General features: G+C 48.4%; 19 protein-coding genes. 17 read left to right on the plus strand and 2 right to left on the minus strand.

The features are described from left to right. Positions 1-110: 110 nt before the first annotated feature. From BCS36_RS00340 to BCS36_RS00395, 12 genes are all read left to right on the plus strand, one after another. Complete coding sequence (locus tag BCS36_RS00340; protein WP_291300944.1) at positions 111-2,105, plus strand: sigma-54-dependent Fis family transcriptional regulator; 1,995 nt, start codon at positions 111-113, stop codon at positions 2,103-2,105. Between the two features lie 441 nt (positions 2,106-2,546). Beyond that, positions 2,547-3,767, plus strand: coding sequence for a site-specific integrase (locus tag BCS36_RS00345; protein ID WP_291300945.1), 1,221 nt, complete (start codon positions 2,547-2,549; stop codon positions 3,765-3,767). A gap of 190 nt (positions 3,768-3,957) precedes the next feature. Beyond that, positions 3,958-4,920, plus strand: a complete 963-nt coding sequence (locus BCS36_RS00350; RefSeq protein WP_291300946.1) for a hypothetical protein — start codon at positions 3,958-3,960, stop codon at positions 4,918-4,920. Positions 4,921-5,506: 586 nt separating this feature from the next. Further along, a complete protein-coding gene (locus BCS36_RS00355; RefSeq protein ID WP_291300947.1) occupies positions 5,507-5,725 on the plus strand; it encodes a hypothetical protein in 219 nt (72 codons plus the stop codon). A 125-nt stretch (positions 5,726-5,850) separates the two neighbouring features. Continuing rightward, positions 5,851-6,279 carry a hypothetical protein gene (locus BCS36_RS00360; protein WP_291300948.1) on the plus strand — a complete coding sequence of 143 codons (429 nt, stop codon included), beginning with the start codon at positions 5,851-5,853 and terminating at the stop codon, positions 6,277-6,279. Continuing rightward, positions 6,263-6,526 (plus strand): hypothetical protein, encoded by a 264-nt coding sequence (locus BCS36_RS00365; RefSeq protein WP_291300949.1) that lies wholly within the window; start codon positions 6,263-6,265, stop codon positions 6,524-6,526. Before BCS36_RS00360 ends, BCS36_RS00365 begins: the two co-directional genes overlap by 17 nt. Before the next feature lie 74 nt (positions 6,527-6,600). Continuing rightward, positions 6,601-7,368, plus strand: a complete 768-nt coding sequence (locus tag BCS36_RS00370; RefSeq protein ID WP_291300950.1) for a DUF3987 domain-containing protein — start codon at positions 6,601-6,603, stop codon at positions 7,366-7,368. A 2-nt stretch (positions 7,369-7,370) separates the two neighbouring features. Beyond that, positions 7,371-7,817, plus strand: a complete 447-nt coding sequence (locus tag BCS36_RS00375) for a DUF3987 domain-containing protein (RefSeq protein ID WP_291300951.1) — start codon at positions 7,371-7,373, stop codon at positions 7,815-7,817. After that, positions 7,817-8,428: a DUF3987 domain-containing protein gene (locus BCS36_RS00380; RefSeq protein WP_291300952.1), complete on the plus strand. Its 612-nt coding sequence runs from the start codon at positions 7,817-7,819 to the stop codon at positions 8,426-8,428. The genes BCS36_RS00375 and BCS36_RS00380 overlap by 1 nt, the downstream gene beginning before the upstream one ends. A gap of 487 nt (positions 8,429-8,915) precedes the next feature. Continuing rightward, entirely contained in the window at positions 8,916-9,572 is a 657-nt protein-coding gene (locus BCS36_RS00385; RefSeq protein WP_291300953.1) for an inovirus-type Gp2 protein, read from the plus strand. Between the two features lie 88 nt (positions 9,573-9,660). After that, on the plus strand, positions 9,661-9,939 hold the full coding sequence (locus BCS36_RS00390; protein WP_291300954.1) for a hypothetical protein: 279 nt from the start codon (positions 9,661-9,663) through the stop codon (positions 9,937-9,939). Positions 9,940-10,015: 76 nt separating this feature from the next. After that, positions 10,016-10,240 carry a hypothetical protein gene (locus BCS36_RS00395; RefSeq protein WP_291300955.1) on the plus strand — a complete coding sequence of 75 codons (225 nt, stop codon included), beginning with the start codon at positions 10,016-10,018 and terminating at the stop codon, positions 10,238-10,240. 58 nt (positions 10,241-10,298) lie between these two features. Here the strand turns inward: BCS36_RS00395 and BCS36_RS00400 are convergent, their stop codons facing one another. After that, positions 10,299-11,543 carry an MBL fold metallo-hydrolase gene (locus BCS36_RS00400; protein WP_291300956.1) on the minus strand — a complete coding sequence of 415 codons (1,245 nt, stop codon included), beginning with the start codon at positions 11,541-11,543 and terminating at the stop codon, positions 10,299-10,301. Further along, positions 11,540-12,493, minus strand: coding sequence for a hypothetical protein (locus tag BCS36_RS00405; protein ID WP_291300957.1), 954 nt, complete (start codon positions 12,491-12,493; stop codon positions 11,540-11,542). Before BCS36_RS00405 ends, BCS36_RS00400 begins: the two co-directional genes overlap by 4 nt. Positions 12,494-13,108: 615 nt before the next feature. Here BCS36_RS00405 and BCS36_RS00410 point away from each other — a divergent pair. The 5 genes from BCS36_RS00410 (at position 13,109) to BCS36_RS00430 (ending at position 21,159) form a co-directional block, all read left to right on the plus strand. After that, a complete protein-coding gene (locus BCS36_RS00410) occupies positions 13,109-13,384 on the plus strand; it encodes a type II toxin-antitoxin system Phd/YefM family antitoxin (protein WP_291300958.1) in 276 nt (91 codons plus the stop codon). Then, the gene (locus BCS36_RS00415; protein ID WP_291300959.1) at positions 13,381-13,728 is read left to right on the plus strand and encodes a type II toxin-antitoxin system RelE/ParE family toxin; all 348 of its coding nucleotides are present in this window, start codon (positions 13,381-13,383) and stop codon (positions 13,726-13,728) included. Before BCS36_RS00410 ends, BCS36_RS00415 begins: the two co-directional genes overlap by 4 nt. Positions 13,729-14,190: 462 nt before the next feature. Continuing rightward, positions 14,191-16,797 carry a type I restriction-modification system subunit M gene (locus BCS36_RS00420; protein ID WP_291300960.1) on the plus strand — a complete coding sequence of 869 codons (2,607 nt, stop codon included), beginning with the start codon at positions 14,191-14,193 and terminating at the stop codon, positions 16,795-16,797. After that, positions 16,790-18,010, plus strand: a complete 1,221-nt coding sequence (locus BCS36_RS00425; protein ID WP_291300961.1) for a restriction endonuclease subunit S — start codon at positions 16,790-16,792, stop codon at positions 18,008-18,010. The genes BCS36_RS00420 and BCS36_RS00425 overlap by 8 nt, the downstream gene beginning before the upstream one ends. A gap of 11 nt (positions 18,011-18,021) precedes the next feature. Beyond that, positions 18,022-21,159 carry an HsdR family type I site-specific deoxyribonuclease gene (locus BCS36_RS00430; RefSeq protein ID WP_291300962.1) on the plus strand — a complete coding sequence of 1,046 codons (3,138 nt, stop codon included), beginning with the start codon at positions 18,022-18,024 and terminating at the stop codon, positions 21,157-21,159. Positions 21,160-21,299: the final 140 nt, after the last annotated feature.

A 21,299-nucleotide genomic window follows, 5' to 3' on the forward strand; every position in this document is an offset into this window, starting at 1 on the left:
CTTTTTAGCGGCAATATTGCTTTGTGCAACATGAATGCTGAGTCTGTTGCAGTTTTCAAGCTCGGACGGCGTGAAATAATTTCAAGTGCAGCTTTACCACCGGTGCAGTTATGACAAGTCAAATCGAGAAAAAGATGGGGCAGCGCGCTTCATTGGCGCGCATTAGAGAAGCCTGGAAAGCACTTGCCGTGAACCGGGAAGTGCAGACAACTTTTTTGCGTCCGGAAATAGCGGCCTCGTGGCAGCGTTGTCTTAATCTTGCGGTAAACCCCTATGACTCCTCCTGCTCTTTCGTGCAGGAGGCAGAAAGCGTCGTGGCAAAGAATAAACTTTTGCTGTCAGTTGCCACCAGCCATTTGCGGCAACTGCATGATCTGCTGTTCGGCAAGGGGTGTCTGGTCATGCTGTACAGCAATGACGGCTATATTCTTGACCTTCTGGGCGCGAGAGGACCAAAGCGGCTCGCTGAGCAGCTCTGTGTCTTTCCAGGGGCAAAGCATTCTGAGGTGGGCATAGGCACATTCGCACCGGGCATCTGCCTGGCCGAGAAACGTCCCGTCCAGGTTCGCATGTGTGAACACTACCGGGAAGTGTACCACGACTGGAGCTGTACCGCCGCACCCATATTCAGCCCGCAAGGGGACCTGCAGGGTGTGCTTGATATCACTACAGTGGGGGGAGGCAGGCATCCATCCCAACTTTTGAGTCTGGTTCAGCTAACCGCCGGAGCCATCGGAGCTGAGTTGGGCTATCGCGCGCAAAGTGACGCCAACCGGAAACTCCGCACCCAGTTTTCCACAGTGCTGAAAAGCAGCACGGAAGCATTTTTTATAGTGGACAATAAAGATGTGCTGACGCATGTCAGCCCGCGAGGCTTGAAACTGCTGGGCGTCAAGGATGACAAAGTGATCGGGCGTGACATACACACCCTTGTTTCCAATTATGCCTCTGTAAGGCAGGGGGTAAAAATCGGTCGTGACCTGGCAGAATTGCACTTCTTTTCAGCTTCTTCCAGTCCTCTTGTGGTTGAAGCGTGTTTGCGCAGCGCCGGGGATGCCAATGGAGAATGCGAGGGAATTGTCGGGGTGTTGCGAAGGAAGGTAGACGAGCCGAATCAGGGCGGGAAAGGCCGTTATGGCTTTCAGGATATCATCTGGCAAAGTGAGATCATGCGTGGCCTTATTGACGATGCCAGAAAAATTGCCGCCACGGAACATACAGTCCTGATCCAGGGTGAAAGCGGCACTGGAAAAGAAATGCTGGCCCAGGCCATGCATCAGGCCAGTGGACGGCGTTCGGGCCCGTTTGTCGCTGTAAACTGCGCGGCCCTTTCGCCCGAATTACTGCAAAGTGAACTGTTCGGTTATGAGGGCGGGGCCTTTACCGGTGCGGACAAGGCCGGGAAAAAAGGCAAGTTCGAGCAGGCCCAGGGCGGCACCATATTCCTTGATGAAATTGGAGATATGCCCTTAACGGCCCAGGTTAACCTCTTGCGAGTATTACAGGAAAAAAGCGTGACAAGAGTGGGGGGCGAGCGCGCAAGGCCACTTGACATACGCGTCATAGCCGCGACCAACGTGCCTCTGATGCAGGCTGTGGAAAGCGGCCGCTTTAGAAATGATCTTTATTACCGCCTTTCCGTCATCAGCCTGCAGGTTCCGCCTTTGCGCAGTCGCATGGATGACCTCGTTCCACTGCTGGAATTTATGGTAGATAACTATGCTAACGAACACGGCCTGCCTGGCGGCATAGCCTTTGGCCCTGAAGTCATGGCAGCGCTGTATGCGCATGATTGGCCAGGCAACGTGCGTGAACTCGAAAATGTGGTTATCAGCACGCTGACGAAGATGCACGGTAGTGCGCCGACCCTCGTCGACCTGCCGCAAAGCCTGCGAGGCGGGGCAGAAACAGCTTCCAGCAGCGCGAGTTGTGCGAAGTCTCCAGCCTTGGATTTGCGCGCGCTTGAGTTTGAAACCATAGGGGCAGCGCTGGACAAATGCGGCGGACACATGGGGAAAGCTGCGGCATTGTTGGGGATAAATCGAGTAACCTTGTACCGTAAACTGAAAAAAAGCGGGATGCAGGCAACACAGCACCCTGTTTGATCAACATGCCGAAGCTCAGTGTAATAACGGTAAAGGCGCGCATCAATATCTACACGTGAGCACCCAAATGGGCCCGTTGCTTCATGTGCGGTCAGGTTCACATATTCTTTTCTGAATTCCAGAGTGCAGATGGTTTCCACATCCAACTTCTGCTGCCGAACTGTCCGGGGCGGTCAAGTAGCCCGTGGTAGCCCAACGAAAAAAGCCCTTGCAGCGATTAACTGCAAGGGCTTACTTTCTTTTGGCTCCCCGAGACGGACTTGAACCGCCAACCTAGTGATTAACAGTCCATAAGTAAATAGTTACCAGGACTTACTAAAGTTTACTAAACGTGCTGATAACACAGGAAAATTGCCATTATTTGCTTACCATTTTATACTAGGTTATACCGTTACTTCTGCTATGATAGCGGGATAAGGGCGGGATAAGCAGGAGGCGTCTATGGCAGTTGCTTGGCATAAAACAAATTTCCTCGGAGTGCGCTATCGGGAACATGCAACACGCAAGCATGGTGTCCGTCTCGATCGCTGTTTCTCCATTCGATACAAGTTGAATGGCAAGGACAAAGAGGAAGTCGCGGGGTGGGCCTCTGAAAAGATGACTGCTGAAAAAGCGTTCGGTTTGCTATCTGAATTGCGCGAAGCCATTCGCACTGGAAGAGGGCCGCAGACCTTGGCAGAAATGAAAATTTCCAATGAAGCAAAAATAATGCAAGAGAGGGAATCTGCGCATGCAGCTTCCTTGGCTGCAACAACCTTTTTGGAGTTTTGGGATGCGGAATATTTACCGTATGCCGAGGCAAGCAAAAAAAGAATGAGCATACACAGCGAAAAGCATCTTTTTAAAAATTGGATTCGTCCAATATTGGGCGAGATCCCTTTGCAGATGGTTACAAGTGCACTGGTAGAGAAGATCGCCATGAACATGCAACAGATGGGTAAAAGCGCCGCTAGTATCCGTTATGCGTTAGCTGTTGTTTCTCAAGTATGGAACTATGCTTCGGTGCGCGATTTTGTTCAAGGGGATAGTCCTACACGACGAATTAAGAAACCCAAAGTGGATAACCGGCGTGTTCGATTCCTGACGCGAGAGGAAGCTCGTATGCTACTTGATGGCTTAAAGTCGCGTTCTCAAGATGTGCACGACACTGCGTTGCTGTCTCTGTTCGCTGGATTAAGGGCAGGGGAAATTCATGCTTTGACATGGGGCGATGTGGATTTTGAACACGGAAATTTGTACATCCGTGACCCTAAAAATACTAATAGTCGCCATGCTTATATGACACAAGAAGTCCGAGAAATGCTATGCAGTAGAAATAAAGGTCAACATAAAACAGCTCTTGTATTTCCTTCTGTAACGGGTAAGCGGAGAGTGCAAGTGTCGGATTCTTTTCAGAATACGGTGCGTGAATTAGGCTTGAATGATACTGGAGAGTTTGACGCTGAAGGCAAAGCCATTGAGATAGATGATGCCCGGCAGCGTGTGGTATTTCATACGCTTAGGCATACATTTGCATCTTGGCTTGCCCAAGCAGGCACACCCATGTTTACGTTGGCACAGCTTATGGGGCATCGTGATATGAAGATGACGCAGCGTTATAGTCATCTTACTCCCGACAATATGCAAGCAGCCACGTTAGTGCTGCAGGGTGTGTTGGGATAACGTATAGCGCAAAAATGACTGGGCTAAGAAATGGCACAGGTTAATTTTTTTGCTTGGAGCGGAATTTCAACGGAGGATGTCACACCTTTAATATGATTTATTTGAATGCCTGGCTAAAGGGTTGGGCATTAAGTCGTAAATACATTTTCACAGATTTTTAAAATAAGCGGGTATTTAAGGGGGAAGGGCAATGAACACTGATGATGTTATTTATTGCTATGATGATAGTTGTATAAACCATACAAATATATTGCCAGGATGGGATGCTGAACGTTTGAATGATATATATATGTTTGTGACTACATCTGATGTAAAATTAAGAAAAGCTGGAATGGGTGTTATTCCAGATGATATTCCTCAGATATACCCATCAAAAAATTATTTTGAAATAGAAGAACGTTGGAATGCTGCCACAAGGTGTATTGATTCGAGATTTTTTCGCAGATTTAGATTCTCAAAAAATAGAATACCATTTAGAAATTTTGATGCTATGGAAAAATGGCAATCTTGGCTCCAGTACGAAACGTGGACGACAGAATTAACATGTAAACTGTTGTGGTATGGCCCATGGCATCCCATTGATAGTAGTATATATGAATCTAAGAAATCACGCTGTATTGATGAATTTTCATTGGTTAAATCAATTGTCAAAAAAAATAATAGTCCATATTTTATCATGAATGCGATAGTAAATAAGTATAACGGGCCTGGACTGACTTTTTCAGTTCCACTTGATATGGTAAAAATGTCAAATTGTTTTCCTGAAGTTATAAAAAGTGATCGTTGTAATGTCACTATGAATATATTAAATTTTCAGAGTAATAAATTTGAAATAGAAAACGTTAGTATAAATAATAGCATTAATTTGAATGCTGATATTATTAGAAAGTTTGATGAGCGCCGTTGTGGAGATGCTGCAACCATTCATGAAAAATGGGAGCGGGGGATCTGTGGTGCGCATGGTCAAGATCAAACAAGACTTTGTTGCTACTATGTATGTTACGGTAAGGATCTTTCACAAAAAATGAGAGAAAAGTATCTTAAAGAAAAGTATGGCATTGAATACTCATATAAAACGATAGAAAGGGCTGCTAAAAAAGTTATAGAGGATGAATTATATAGTAAATATGGACTTGATCGGCTTCATGAATAAGGAAATTGTTAATATAAGTATTTATGCTGCATACATTCAACAATCATAATTTTTTTTAAGTTATATTTTTGCTTAAACTTCAAATTTTTTATTATGAGTGAGGCACTAACGGCCACGTTCTCCTCTCAGGCTGTGTCCGCCAGCAGAATGTCTGGCTGGCAAGAATAAACGTCCTTTAGTCGGTGATCGGTTATTAGTGCCTGGTTACGTCCAATTTAGTGGCCCAATGTTGCAAGTCTTGTCTCGTCTGCGTGATCCGCGAAATGGAATCAAAAACAGCTCGTTTATGCCCACGTCAACTCCAGATCCGGATATTTCCAGTCTGGTCGTTGCGTGGAATTTTCTCCATAAATTCCAGTTATTAATTCCGTTAGCTGGGCATCGAAAACCGTCCTTCTTCGTCTATGTCTGCAGCAATAGTCGGTCCATTCTTCGCGACCACCTCAATAATGAGGTCTCCCTTCCTAGATACTTGTCCCAGATTGTCTCGGTTTGTACTAATTTTTCTCTATAATTTTAGTGTGTTAGCGTTGATTTTCCCTCTGGTCGTGAGTTATGGTTGACCCATCTCAACAAGGAGGAACCTATGACCACAACTAATGAAATCATCTCTGAATTTAGACGCACACTGCCTGTGGCCTTCAAGCGGAAGGATGTCCCGGCCTTAATCGGCGGGATCATCAAAGCTCAGACTTTGGCAAACTTGCAGTGCCAGCAGCAAGGGCCCCCAGCGGCTAAATGCAATGGTCGTGTGGTATTCTTTCGAGACAGTTTTTGTGACTGGCTGGAAAGTAGGATGAGCTAATGGTGGGCTGCCTCTTCGGCCGAGGGCCCCCTATTCCATGGGTCTATGCGGCAAAGGAGGGTCAAATGAACAATCCAGCGCGCTCCTGACAGCAAGGGCTGTCAGGAGTGCAAAGAGGAGGGGGTATGGACGGATTTAATCATAAGGTGACGCTCTCGACAGAAGTCGAAGCTGCCACATTCCAAGCGGGCGAAGACCTAAAAGACTCTTCGCGTAAAAGTTCGAAAAATCGCAACCGTCTTTCAGCCAAGGATAAAAAGGCAAAACGTGAAGCCGTAGCGGCTGATTGCCGCGCAGGGCATCCACGACGCGCAATTATGCTGCGGCATCACCTCAGCAAGTCCCAGCTAAATGACTTTCTTGCGCAGCTGCTCATGGCTGGAGAGCTCACCCCTATTGTCCCTTCGTACGAACTGGCTCTGGCATCTACGCCAATACGGTCAGTGCTCCCAGTTGCTGACGATTCTGTTGAATACATTCGTGTGGAGCATACCGAGCGTGGCACGCTCTTAACCCCTTACCGGACTGGAGATGAAAATGAACTCACCTGCTAAAGCTGGAAACATCGCTTTCCCCAAAAAAGAAACTATTGATGTGGAAATTCTTTCCCCGGAAGTTTGCGAAACGCAAGATATAGGCGATGTTGTCCGCATGGCGACGGAAAATCTAATCAATACTACTCTAACTACGGTAGCCAACTTAGATTCAACCAGGGAAATAAAAGTTAAAGCGATCACTTTACAGCAGCATTTTGCTGTAATGCCAACACGTATTACCTGCAGTGTAGAACTGAAGGATTAACGCAAACCAGAATAAACTTTTTGCCAAGCGGGGGATTCTCCCCGCTTGGCATGCAAGCCAGTTAGGAAGTAGCCATGGATCACTTCAATATTAACCAGCTCGTTGACAAAACGGAACGTGAAGGCAGGAGGATTTCTCAAACCATTTCCATTTCGCACACTATAGGGCTTAAGAAAAAAGAAATGCTAGAACAAAGCCACGTTAGTACCTCTGGATTTAAAGATTCAACTACGAGGTCTTCATCTCTAGCGAAATACATTACCCCGATTGAGTTTGATGTTATCAACGATAGCGATGACCTACTTTGGAGGTTAGAAAAAGAAAATCGGCTGGTTAAGGCTCTGAAGGAAAGTAAGAAAAATCGTGAAGAAAGGATTCGCAGGCTAAATATTGCTTGGGCGCGGCGAAAACTTGCACGGCATAAGATTAAGCCGCTTTTACAACCAAGATTTGATTCACGCGCCATTAAATATCTGCCGGATAATCTCGTTAACATTGCTAAATATTTAGCAACAATTACAGGGCTAGATCCTCTAGGTATATGTTTAGCAATACTTGGGTCCGTTTCAATCGCAACCTGGGGCCGTGTTTCGATAACATTGACACCAGAGTGGTCGGAACCCGCCATCGACATGTTGCTTCAAGTCTCAGGCTCCGGAACTAGGAAATCATCACTTGCGTCGCATCTGCGCATGCCCTTTGACCAATACTGCGCTCAAGTCAATGGCGGTGCTGAAATTCGTATGAGGCAGAAAAAAAGGGAAATGACGTTGCTGAAGAAGGCTGCGGAGAAACGTGCCCACCAAAAAATTGTAACTGTCCTAAACGACGAGAAGGAATAATTATGAGCTCGATTATAGATCAAGATGTTGAACGCATACGTGAAGCGGTCAAAGAGTCATTAGAATTTGAAAAAAAACTTCTTCAAGACGTTGAAGAAAGCATTCTTCATCCTGTTCAGTTGCTGGTTGATAAGGCAACACCATTTCAACTTGCAGTCACAATGCAAAATCAGGGAGAGTGCCAGGGATCTATAACCGCTGAAGGTAGCATGATTAAGAGTAATCTTATTAGCTCTTCAGACGCCGTTAATATTTTCCTCCGGGGGCACACTCAAGAACCCTTTGTTTACGAAAATGCTCGGAAGCCAATTTGCTTGGCGCATCCGGCACTGCCGATGGTTAACTTGGTACAGCCTACGATTGCCAGCAAGTTTTATTGCAATGAAAACTTGAACGAAGTTGGTGTGACCGCACGGTTTGTGCCATTCTTTCATGGGGGATCACTGTAATGGGCGTAACCAACTTGGCTACTGATGACTACAATCGAAAAATCACTAAGTTGCTGGGATTATTCCATACACAAGATAAGAATGCTCAACGGTTTCAGGTTAGTGTCACACCTGAAGCCCTGCAGCTTATCAGGCGGTTTGAGGACGAAATTCGTTGGGATGTCATCCAAAAAATGCCAGCGGCAGCACAGCCGTGTTTATTAAAAGCACATGGGCAAGCCGTGCGGTTTGCTTGGGATATTCATGCTTGGAATCATGACTATCCACACCTATGCCCAATTACAAAAGCTGAAATGCAGCATGGGATTGATCTGATTTGTGCGTCTTTTCCGCATATCCAGTATGCTTATGATCCCTGCGGATTAACTGCTTTCAGTACCGCGAAAATGATCCTTGAGAGCGTTAAAAAAATTACCGACAGATGGGAGCAGGATAAAATTCTTGATGATGGGATAGATTCGACAACTATCCAGCAGCGCATCGGTGTTAAATCTAAGGAGGTCAATAACGCCTTGCAGCTTCTTGATAAGCATAATTATCTGGCTGTCTACGACGATGCAACTAGTAACCTTAAGATTGCGTTGCACCCTGATTTCTTCGCTTATGCCTAAGCTTAGAAAAAGGCAGAAAATCCCGATTTGAGCATCAAAAAAGCGTCTAGGATGACCTTCTAGGCGCTTTTTCTATCTTCTTTCACGGCAAAATGGGAGTTTTCTTGTCTTAGCTTGATAAACTCCATCATATTTACAAACTCCCTGTAACTTAGATCTGCTGCATAAGGTTATAATCATTTTTATTTTTGAGAATGATATGTAAAGTTAATTCCCTCAAATTCATATTTTAAAAACATGAAGTTTGCCTGGGGTTATTTTATTTATCTCCAGGTTTTTCCTGTGTATAATTTAAAGGTATGATTGTAGTACTTATATAAGACTTATTAATAGTAAGACTATTAGCATTATCATTACAATGTTTGCAACAATAAGTCTTGTAACGATTATTGTTAATCTAAATAAATGATATATTTTTCAAATTAAACAGAGTGTCACAATTAAATAGAAATAAAATTAATCACACAACTACAAGCTGAGAAGGAAAATGAACAGCATCAATTTTTCACAGATGATCAAAGATTACGATCCTACCATGTACAGAGATTCTATTTCACAAAAGCTATTCGAACTGCTTGAAGAATATACTAGGACATTTAGCAAAACCATGGTTGTTCGTTTTGATGTAACCTACCCCAAAGGGTTCATAGCTGTTGAAGATAACAGTGACATATCAGATCTCATGAAACTGCTTATTCAACAGTGTTCACGTAATGGGGTATCTCCAGCATATTTTTGGGTAAGAGAGCAATCCCTCAGAAGCGACAACCAACATTATCACTGTATGCTCTTGCTAGATGGCAACAAGACTTGCAGATACTATCCCTACATCGAGTTGGCAGAAAAGATATGGGGCAGGATGCTTGGTGTAAACCCTAAAGGGTTGGTCCACTATTGTGACAGAGGTCCTGATGGCAACAGGCAAGCTAATGGCATCATCCTACGCAGTGATGACCCCTACTACGAAGACAAGATTGATACCGTTGTACGACAGGCTATGTACTTGGCTAAAGACCACACCAAGGGGATTTATAACGATGGCGTTCGTGATTTCGGCATGACACGTTTGGCGAATGTTTCACGCCGTAGATCTCATCGTGCACGCTGTAAACAGGATTGTGCAGATAGCTTCAGCTACGCATAAACGGGGACGGCTACGCTACAGGAGGCTCTAATACTATGCATTCCTTCCGCTGCCATTATCGGCCCACAGCACATCGCAAGGGGTACCCATGCAACAAAAATTCCCACACATCGATTCAGTATTTGCCCAAGGTTTCGTTACGGAAGACTTTTTCAAAGCTCTTGAACGCGAGCTGCCCCCTATGGTCTCGCGAGCTGAAGCGTCACGTGCCACTGGCGGGCTTATCTCTGCCAAAACGCTCAGCAACAACGACGCCCTTCATATCGGCCCATGCGGTAAAATACGGGTTGGTTCCAAGGTCGGCTATACACGTGAGTCGTTCATTGCCTATCTGCGAAACAAACTGCAAACATATACGCTGCAATAGCCCCTAGAGGGGTATCGCCCCATAGCGATACCCCTCTGCTAAACAAACTCAATGCACATACGGAAAGGGTTCGACAATGAGCAGCCTTAACAAACCACACAAAGCATCCCCTCAATTGTTATCCTACGTGTTCAGCCTGGCTGTGCAGTATGGTGTTGACGCAGAAGCATTATCGTCGATGCATTTCAGCAAAGACATGGCTGATCTGTCTGAGATCGAAGCAGGTGCCCTTATTGAAATAATCAAGAGCGACGATGTGACCTACAGTGCAGAAGAACCCCTTGCTGAATGCCATTGGTAGATGTCTAACGAAATAGGAAATTCTCATGCTGCAGGAAAATGGGGGGGATGGTCAGCCGTCAAATTGAGAATTCTTGCCCATCATCTAGCTTGGCAATGTTAGGGAAGCCATCCATACCCGGTATCCAGGCTGTCCCATGCACGGGTAACAACACTTTGGCGTTCATCTTCTGCGCGAATTCTTTAAGGTCCGCAGTTGAGGCATGACCGCTGGTGTGCAAATGGGTGGAAGGCGTACCAAAACCATCAAACCATGCCTTAACTCCTTGCCCTGGTGCTTTTTCAAGATACCCGCCCCACATGGACCACACCCAGGCATCGTTAGCATCCGGGATCACGCCTTTGCGCTCGTAATCGCCTAAAAGCGAATGTCGTGTCATGACAACCCATTGCCCAGGCGTCTCAACAAGCCTTTGGGCGGACATGCCATACTTGACCATACGTTTCGTCACATCTTCACGCCCTTTTCGCCGATAGAATTCAGACAGTCTGCTGGTGATAACTACCTTGAGGTTTGGCCATCCAGGCTGGGGGATTTTTGCATGCTCGCCAAGCATTTCGAGTACTTCTGCTGTGTAGAGATCGACTACAAGCGTGCGGCCTGTCTTCTTGCAAGCACGATAGAGCGAGACGGTTCGGTCAAGATTTTGCGCGGACCATGCAACGAACACTCTACCCGTGGTTTTTTGAAAAAGGTCAACGAACTGCTCCTCAAGGGCTGATTCACTTATGCAGGGCTTATCACTACCGAGGTTTGTCCCCTCCATGATGAGCGCATCAAGTTTCTTTGGGGGTAACGACATCATACGCTCAACCAGCACCTTCTTGCGACCGTGCGCTCGAAAATCTCCAGAGTAGAGGATCTTCTTTCCAGCTATTTCGACCTGAATCATGTAGGCATCGAACGCGGAATGGTCTGTCAGCATAGGCGTTATACGGAACGGCCCAGCCTGAAATGGGCTACCGCTGAGCCATGGCGAGATCGAGCGGGTGATTGGTTCGTGTATGATCTCAGAGGTCAGTTTGATGAGCTTAGCAGCGGCTTTTCCAGAAAAGACCGGCCACGAGGTTGGCAGCTGTTGGAGAAGTCCATAGTGATCTTGATGCGGATGAGAGAGCAGAACCCCTTCAACAGGTTTCGAAAGATCAAGGCTGGCTGGGAGCTGTGGCTCTAAACCTTCTGGTGCGTCCAAGGGCCTGCCAGCATCGAGAATAAGGCGAGCCCCATCTCCATTGGTGATCTCGATGCAATTGCCACCAATCTCTGAAGCCGCACGATGAATGGTTATGCGAACGTCGCTCATGCGATGTTCTCAGGTAGGCGACGCTGATGGGCGTCAGATACTTCAAAATAGATGGGGTCGATTCCGTGCTGCTTGAGCTTTGCTTCGTGCGTAGACCAATTCGCTCGTTCACCATTTGCGGAGTCATTCAAGATGACCAGGTGCAAGCCCGGATGGATGGTGAGATCTGATGTCCCTTTCGCAGCACGGGTGACAGCTTCCGGTAGAACAACACCGGGGTGACCGCATCGTTCCGCCATGCCCTTGAACTGCACTAGGAGCTTACAAGTTTCGCAGTATGCGGTTTTGACATGTTCACGATGGGTCTGCACATTGAGAAAGTCTTTATAGCTCTGTATTTGCCGTAGAACTTTAGGTTCAGTTTCAGAGACGAGACGAGCGTCGCTCAAGAGTTTTGCTTCCCAGCAGGTAATACGAGCCTCACAAGATTTGTGCGTTAGTGTAACAAAATCCATCCGCAGGGCTGAGGTACGCTCTCCCCATGCTGTCAAAGCCATTTCAACATCAATAACGGATTCATTGGCCGCCACAATTTCATCTACAAAACGCTTTTCATTGTGTGTGTATTGGGAAGCTCGGTCTATCCATTCATGCATAGTGCGCACCCCATTATAAGGCAGTACCGTGTCACTGTGTGGTAGGGAAATCTGATTTCCTACCAATTTTGCATGATCTTGGACCGGTTGTCCCTCGGCCACATATTTTACATGGGTTTCTATGCGTGGAACTCCACCGTGGCCGAAGCACACTTTGGCGATCGACTGTCCATGGAAGTAAAAATTCAAATAGCCGTCGCGAATGGCTAGGCGAAGGCCATCCTTTCCGCAGGGCTGGCCGCTGGGACGCCAGAGTGAAAGTAAATCTTTCCACCAGTTTTCACCGGCATCGTTCGCCATTGCATGGAGAGCCTTTAACCCTGCAGTGGAGATGCGTCTTTTGAAAATACTCATCTTTGTTCCCCTCTATCCTCATGCAAGTGCACTGGTTGCATGAGATCAAGTTCGTTGCAGGTTAAAAGCGCTGTTCAATCCCCCCCACCGCTGCTAGCGTCGACAACCTCAAGCCAAATAGTGGGCTCGGGTTCATACTCAGCCAAGTCCCTAACCTTCGAAGTGATCCAGCCACGCTAAAGCGTATCCCGATCACGTTTTCGCAAAGGCCGGAGGCACTTCACGATCCGATGGTGATCTGTGTGAACCTCCCGCAAGCCTGAAAGCCTATGGTCAATGCAAAAGGAATCGCCCGTGAGTAACTAGCCGCTTTCATTGCATACCCTGCTCGGGCTTGAAATACAAGCCTCGAGTAGCCGCAATGCACTAATCCGTAGGTGGAAATTCCGCAGCGGCCACATTCCCGAGTCCGGCATAGCAGCTAGCTGGATAATTGAGAGATCGAGGAGAGAGGGCCGGGAAAAGCCCCGGCCCTCTCTATTCTGGCAGGCTACTTTCTGATGAACAAGGACAAGCCGTCACCGATTGGCAAGCACAATCCAGGGCACGATGCCGCGAAGCCAGCTTGACCCAAAGAACCATATTCGGTATTTATTTAGTCAAAGGAGCGTCAATATGCAACTCAGCACCGCAGTACGACCAATTAGTGAGGTCAAGGCGCAGGCCGCAGAGATCATTCGCACTTTTAGCGAAGAAGCTGCACCGCCAGTTGTGATCACCCAGAATGGCGAGGCGAAGGCCGTACTCATGGGCATCCATGAATATGAGCGCATGCAGGAAACGCTTGCCATGCTCAAGGCTCTCAGCCTTTCCGGCAAGAGCTTTGAGGCGGGCAAGGGACGCCCCGCTCGGGAAGTTTTCGCAAGCCTGCGCGCAAAGGGTAAACGATGACCCTTCCCACTGGGACGCCACTTCTGGAGGTCTTGCTCTCCCCAGAGGCCGAACAAGACTTGCTGGAGATATACACCTATACAGCAGCCAATGTGGGGCAGGAGCAAGCTGATACGATTCTGGGCAAGCTTGAGCAGGCCATCCTCTCTCTGGAAAGTTTACCTCTGCGTGGCAATGTTCCCCCTGAGCTAGAAATAGTGGGCATTACCCGCTACCGTGAAATACATGTCCACCCATGGCGCATAATCTACGAGGCGCTTGAGGCTGTGGTGCATGTCCATTGGGTATTCGATTCTCGACGTGATGTGGCTGGGCAGCTTGCGCACAAGGTGCTGCGGGGGTAATCGGCTACTGGCTGCCAGTGGGCGCAATCCGATCAACCATAACTGTGCATACAGGATAATGAGGCAGAATAACCTGTTGATGGCACAGGTTACTGGTAGCCGACATGACAAAACGCACTACGGGGAGCGCGCGCGATATTTTTTGCCCTATATGTAACTAGAAAAACGGTAGCCTTTGCCGGTGCTTTGAGGATGTGAGCCGGAGTAAACCGGCTAACAATGCCCAACGCACCGGCATGACTGAAGCTCTCGCTAAATATTCAAAGGGGTTTACGTTCTCTGCAATGATTGACCTGATACCGAAACAGTGATGGCGTTGCTCCTCGGAATGAAAACGCCCCGCACAAGTACGGATACTTTCACCTTGTGAATTCATCCGTTCTTTGAAAAACATGGGTGTCCGGCTTAACGGGGCAACTCCAGAAAAACACATTACAATCGAATAGCTAACTTGGTGAGATAATGAACAAGCAGCAATTGGCGTCAAAAATTTGGGAATCCGCAAACAAAATGCGTTCCAAGATTGAGGCGAATGAATATAAAGACTATATTCTTGGATTTATCTTCTACAAATATCTTTCTGATACTGAAGTAAAGTACGTCCGCAATGTTCTGAAGGGCACCACTGAAGACATCAAGGCCCTGTCGGAAGAAGACACTGGTATCGTCAAGACCATACAGCAGAACATTGGCTACTTCATCGCCTACGAAAACCTGTTCTCCACCTGGCTTGAAATGGGCAGAGACTTTGACGTGTCCAATGTACGCGACGCGCTCTCTGCCTTCAGCCGCCTCATTAACCCCACGCACAAAAAAGTCTTCCACCGCATTCTTGATACCCTGCAAACCGGGCTTTCCAAGCTTGGCGACAGCTCCGGCACGCAAACAAAGTCCATCAGCAATCTTATCCAGCTGATAGATGTCATCCCCATGGACGGCAGGCAGGACTACGACGTTTTGGGGTTCATTTACGAATACCTCATCAGCATGTTTGCCGCCAATGCCGGAAAAAAGGCGGGCGAGTTCTACACGCCCCACGAGGTTTCGCTGCTCATGTCCGAAATAGTGGCCGACCATTTGAAAGACCGCAACGAAATCAAGATTTACGACCCCACCAGCGGCTCCGGCTCACTGCTCATCAACATCGGCAAATCAGTAGCCAAGCACATCGCCAGCGAAAACAACATCAAATACTACGCCCAAGAGCTGAAAGAAAACACCTACAACCTCACGCGCATGAACCTTGTGATGCGCGGCATCCTGCCAGACAACATCGTCACAAGAAACGGCGATACCCTTGAAGACGACTGGCCGTACTTTGACGACAGCGACCCCGCAGGCTCGTACAATCCGCTTTATGTGGATGCGGTGGTATCCAACCCCCCTTACTCTCAGGCGTGGGAGCCCACCCACAAGGATGCGGACGCCCGTTTTGCGGCCTTTGGGCTGGCACCCAAGACCAAGGCCGACTTTGCCTTTCTGCTCCACGACCTGTTTCACCTGAAGCCAGACGGCATAATGACCATCGTGCTGCCGCACGGGGTGCTGTTTCGTGGCGGCGAGGAAGGTACGATCCGCAAGAACCTTATTGAGCAAAACCATATCGACACCATTATCGGCCTGCCCGCCAACATCTTTTTTGGCACAGGCATACCGACAATTATCATGGTGCTGAAAAAAACGCGGGCAAGCACAGACGTGCTTGTTATCGACGCTTCCAGGGGCTTTGCCAAGGTCGGCAAAAACAACGTGCTGCGCGCCTCGGACATCAAAAAAATTGTCGATACCGGAACCCAGCGCATTACAGTGGACAAGTTTTCCCGCGTGGTCAGCCAGCAAGAGATTCGCGACAACGAGTACAATCTCAATATCCCCCGCTATGTCGATGCATCAGACAGTGCCGAAACGTGGGACATTTACGCCTCCATGTTCGGCGGCATACCCATGAACGAGATAGCGGCACTGGATGCGTACTGGCAGACCTTTGGCGGCCTGAAAGAAACCCTGTTCGCTCACAACGGCACCCCCTACGCAACACTTGCGGTGGAGGACGTGGCGGCTGCCATACATGGCAATGCCGCCGTACTCGCCTGGCAGCAAAAATACACTGCGGCTTTCGCAGACTTTGCCGCGTATTTAAAGACCGAACTTATCGACAACTGGGCAACGCTCAACATCGGCAAAGAAGAATCCGCCATTGCGGATGCAATATTCAGGCGGCTTGAGCAGATCGCCCTTGTGGACAGGTACAGTGCCTACCAGACCCTTGACGACCAATGGACAAAAATTGCCGTGGATCTGGAAATTCTGCAGACCGAGGGTTTCGAGGCCGCAAAAAAGGTCGATCCCAACATTGTGCTGAAAAAGAAGGACGGCAAGGACACTGAAGTACAGGATGGCTGGCTTGGGCATGTCATTCCTTTTGAACTGGTGCAGACCTCCTTGCTGCACGTGCAGCACCATGCCCTGAAGCAGAAAGAAGAAGGCCTTGCGGAGATTCAGTCCACCTACGACGAGATTCTTGATTCCCTGGCGGAGGAAGACAAGGAAAGCAGCGTGGTCAACGAGGCCAAGGACGCCTTTGTCGTTGCAGAGGTAGGCAAGCAGATCAAACAGTTGTTTGGCTCGCTTGCAAAGGCCAAAACCGCCGTGCTTGCCTATGATGAAGATTCACTGGAGCGCAAGCTCGTACAGGTTCAGGAACTGGTAGACAAGGAAAAAAGCCTAAAAAAACAGATCAAGGTCGACGCGGATGCACTGCACAATGCGACCAAGACCATGATTGAGGGCATGACGGACGCACAGGTTGCAGCCATGCTGGAAGCCAAGTGGATTCAGCCGCTGATTGCCGCGCTGCACAGCTTACCGGGCAGCATCATTGCCGACCTTGTTTCCCGCGTGCGGGCATTGGCAGAAAAATACGCCACCACCTATGCGGAACTGGCCGGGCAGATCGCGGAAACAAAGTCGTCACTCGCCACCTTGATCGACGAACTGACAGGCAACGAATACGACATGAAGGGGCTTGGCGAATTTCAGGCACTCCTGAAGGGTGAAAGATATGAATAGCCCCGCCATCCGTTTCGCCGGATTTACTGAGGATTGGGAGCAGAGGAAGCTAGCGGATTATATCGAACCATCCTCGGAAAAAAATATTGAGGGCGCTTACACTATTGCTGATGTTTTATCAGTTTCTGGTGATTCTGGTGTAGTCAACCAAATAGAATTTCAAGGCCGCTCATTTGCAGGAGCTTCCATTGCTAATTATAGTGTTTTACACAGAGAGGACGTCGTTTATACAAAGTCACCTTTGAAATCTTGTCCTTACGGAATCATCAAGACAAATAAAGGGAAAACAGGGATAGTTTCGGTACTCTACGGTGTTTATCATCCGAAGCAAAATCTCCATGCAGATATTGTCCAAATTTACTTTGAACAAAATGCACGTCTGAACAACTATTTACGCCCACTTGTCAATAAGGGCGCGAAAAATACACTTTTGATAAGCGATGATGATGCATTGCAAGGTGATGTACGCTTTCCCCCAACCGTTTGCGAACAGCAACAGATAAGCGCTCTTTTTTGTAAACTCGATCGCCTTATCACCCTTCACCAGCGTGAACATGACAAGACGGTCAACATCAAAAAAGCCCTGCTTGAAAAGATGTTCCCAAAGGATGGCGAGGATAAACCCGAAATCCGTTTCGCTGGCTTTACTGGCGCCTGGGAACAGCGGAAGTTGGGGAACTTGGTTGAATTCTTCTCCGGGTTGACATATTCCCCCCATAATGTTGTCAGCGATGGCACTCTTGTCTTACGTTCTTCAAACGTCAAGGAGGGAGCGATAATTAACGCTGACAACGTCTTTGTCGAAGCAGAGTGTGTGAATGTATCCAACGTACAGGTTGGCGATATTGTCGTCGTTGTTCGAAACGGATCGAGAAATCTAATCGGAAAACACGCGCTAATCAAACGATCTATGCCTAATACCGTCATTGGCGCGTTTATGACAGGACTTCGTTGCCACATCCCGGAGTTCACAAATGCGCTTTTGGATACTCATCATTTCGACAATGAAATCAAGAAGAATCTCGGCGCGACAATCAACCAAATCACAACAGGTGAGTTCAAGAAAATGACGTTTTTCGTGCCTGAGCAATCGGAGCAGAAGAAAATCGGACGAATCTTTACTCTCCTTGACAATCTTATCGCCCAGCACCAGCGCGAATTGACCAAGCTCCAAAACATCAAGAAAGCTCTGCTTGAAAAAATGTTCGTATAGGGGACTGCACAATGGCGTTCAACAAAGAATCCGAATTTGAAGAAGCCCTCATCAAGGTGCTCACCACGCAATACGGATGGGAAGCGGCAGTCATCAAAAACCCCACAGAGCAGCAGCTTATCGAAAACTGGGCTGGCATTCTCTTTAACAACAACCGCAGTGTCGACCGCCTCAACAACCAGCCGCTCACACCGGGCGAGATGCAGCAGATTATCGAGCAGATACATTCCCTCAATACTCCGCTCAATCTCAACGGCTTTATCAACGGCAAGACCGTAGCAATCATACGCGACAACCCGGATGACGCGGCCCATTTTGGCACGGAAGTTTCGCTCAAGATCTATGACAGGCAAGAGATTGCCGCAGGCCAGAGCCGCTACCAGATTGTGCAGCAGCCCAAGTTTCCCACGCACGGCATTTTGAACGACCGGCGGGGCGACATCATGCTGCTCATCAACGGCATGCCGCTCATCCATCTTGAGCTGAAAAAAAGCGGCGTTTCCGTTATGCAGGCCGCCAACCAGATTGAAAAATATTCCCGCGAGGGTGTGTTTAGCGGGCTGTTTTCGCTGGTGCAGATTTTTGTGGCAATGGAGCCAGCAGAAGCCCTGTATTTTGCCAACCCCGGCAGAGACGGCAAGTTTAACCCCGATTTCTACTTCCACTGGGCAAATACCAACAACGAGCCCATCAACAACTGGAAGGAAGTGGCAGAAAAGCTGCTCTCCATACCCATGGCGCATCAGCTTATCGGCTTTTACACCGTGCCGGACGACTCGGACGGCATCCTTAAAGTCATGCGCAGCTACCAGTACTACGCTGCAAGCGCCATCTCTGACCGCGTAGCAAACACAAAGTGGGGAGAAAAAAACCAGCGCGGCGGCTACATCTGGCACACCACTGGCTCCGGCAAAACCATGACAAGCTTCAAGTCTGCCCAGCTTATTGCCAACTCCAAGGATGCCGACAAGGTTATCTTTCTTATTGACCGCATCGAGCTTGGCACGCAATCGCTCAAAGAATATCAGGGCTTTGCCGATGACAACGACGAGGTGCAGGCCACAGAAAGCACGCACGCACTTGTCGCCAAATTAAAAAGCAATGACCCTGCCCATACGCTCATCGTCACTTCCATACAAAAAATGAGCAACATCAGCCAAGAAAACGGCATGAATGCCGCAGACATCAAACAGATGGCCGACAAGCGCATAGTCTTCATCGTGGATGAGGCGCACCGCTCCACCTTTGGCGACATGCTGCATGACGTGAAGCAGAACTTTCCCAACGCGATATTTTTTGGCTTTACCGGCACGCCCATACACATTGAAAACCAGATCAAGGGCAGCACAACAGCCGACGTTTTTGGCAACGAGCTGCACAGATACAGCATTGCCGACGGCATACGCGATGAAAACGTGCTGGGATTTGACCCCTACAAGGTGCTCACATACAGGGACAAGGACGTGCGCAAGGCTGTTGCGCTCGATGAGGCAAAGGCCGCCACAGAGCAAGAAGCCATTGCCGACCCGCACAAGAGCAAAATCTACTACAGATTCATGAACAGAGATGTTGTTCCAATGGCCGGGTACGTTGACAAGACCGGCAAATATGTGAAGGGCATTGAAGACTACCTTCCCAAAAGCCAGTACACCCGCGACGAACACACAGAACAGGTTGTTGCAGATATTCTTGATAACTGGGTGACGCTCTCGCACGCGGGCAAATTCCACGCACTGTTTGCCACAAGCAGCATACCAGAGGCCATTGCCTATTACCGGCTTTTCAAAACGAAAAAGCCGGAGCTGAAAATCACGGCGCTCTTTGATCCGCATATCGACAACGGCGACGGTGCCACAACGGCGTTCAAGGAAGCCGGACTGGTGGAAATCATCACCGACTACAACGCCCGCTACAACCAGACCTTTGAGCTTGGAACACACGCCAGATTCAAAAAGGACATAGCAGCGCGCCTTGCCCACAAAGCGCCCCACCAGCGCATAAAGGCAAGCGAGCAGATTGACCTGCTTATTGTGGTTGATCAGATGCTCACGGGCTTTGATTCCAAGTGGATAAACACGCTCTACATGGACAAGAAGCTGGAATACCAGAACATCATTCAGGCATTCTCGCGCACCAACCGCCTGTTTGGGCATGACAAACCGTTTGGAACCATACGCTACTACCGCATGCCGCACACCATGGAGCGGAATATTGCAGAGGCCGTTAAGCTCTATTCTGGCGACAAGCCTATTGGCCTGTTTGTGCAGAAGCTTCAGACAAATCTCGAAACCATGAACAATCTGTTTGCCCGCATCAAACAGGTGTTTGTTGATGCCGGTGTGCCGGATTTCACCAAAAATCCGTCAGACAAAAGTGCTTGCGGCAAGTTCGCCGCTCTCTTCAAAGAATTCAATGCGGTTCTTGAGGCAGCCAGAATTCAGGGTTTCACCTGGAGCAAGCGGGAGTACACCTTTCAGAGCAAACCGGGCGCAAAAAAGACCATCATCAAGACCGTTTTTGACGAGAACGACTATCGTGTGTTCGCGCAACGCTATAAGGAGTTGTTTGCCGGTGGCGGTGGAGACGGCGGTAGCGAGGGTGGCGAAGAAATCCCTTATGCCCTTGACGGACACCTGACCGAGATTGATACCGGGAAAATTGATGCCGACTACATGAACTCGCGCTTCGACAAGTATCTAAGGGCGTTGCAGGCAAAAGAAGAAGTGGAGCAGGTCAAAAGCGACCTGCACAAAACCTTTGCCCTGCTGACTCAGGAAGAACAGAAATACGCGGGTATCTTTTTGCGCGACATAGAACGCGGCGATGTTATTGTAGAAGACGGCAAGACCCTGCGCGACTATATTACCGAGTATCAGGCACGGGCAAAAGCCGACCAGATTCACCACGCAGCGGTGGCGCTTGGTTTGGACGAGGCAAAGCTCAGGGACATGATGGGCCTTAAGCTGACAGAAGCAAATATCAACGAATACGGCCGCTTTGATGCGCTGAAAGCAACGGTTGATATGGAAAAGGCCCGTACTTTTTTTGCTGCCCAGCAAGGGGCAGACGTTAGCCTGTTTAAGGCACTCAGCCTGCTTGATGGATTTTTGCGCAGGTTCCTGCTCGAAGGCGGCTTTGATATAGAGTAGCACAGATAAAAGGCGCGGTTTCAAGTTCAAAGTGCAACACCCAGTCCTTGGGTATTGGCGTCTTCTAAAAAAACTTCATAGGGTGTCTTAAACCCAAGGCATTTTCTAGGCCGCCAGTTCAAGCGGCACATTGCCGCTAT

Source organism: Desulfovibrio sp. MES5, from assembly GCF_002237645.1.
Taxonomy (GTDB): Bacteria; Desulfobacterota; Desulfovibrionia; order Desulfovibrionales; family Desulfovibrionaceae; genus Desulfovibrio.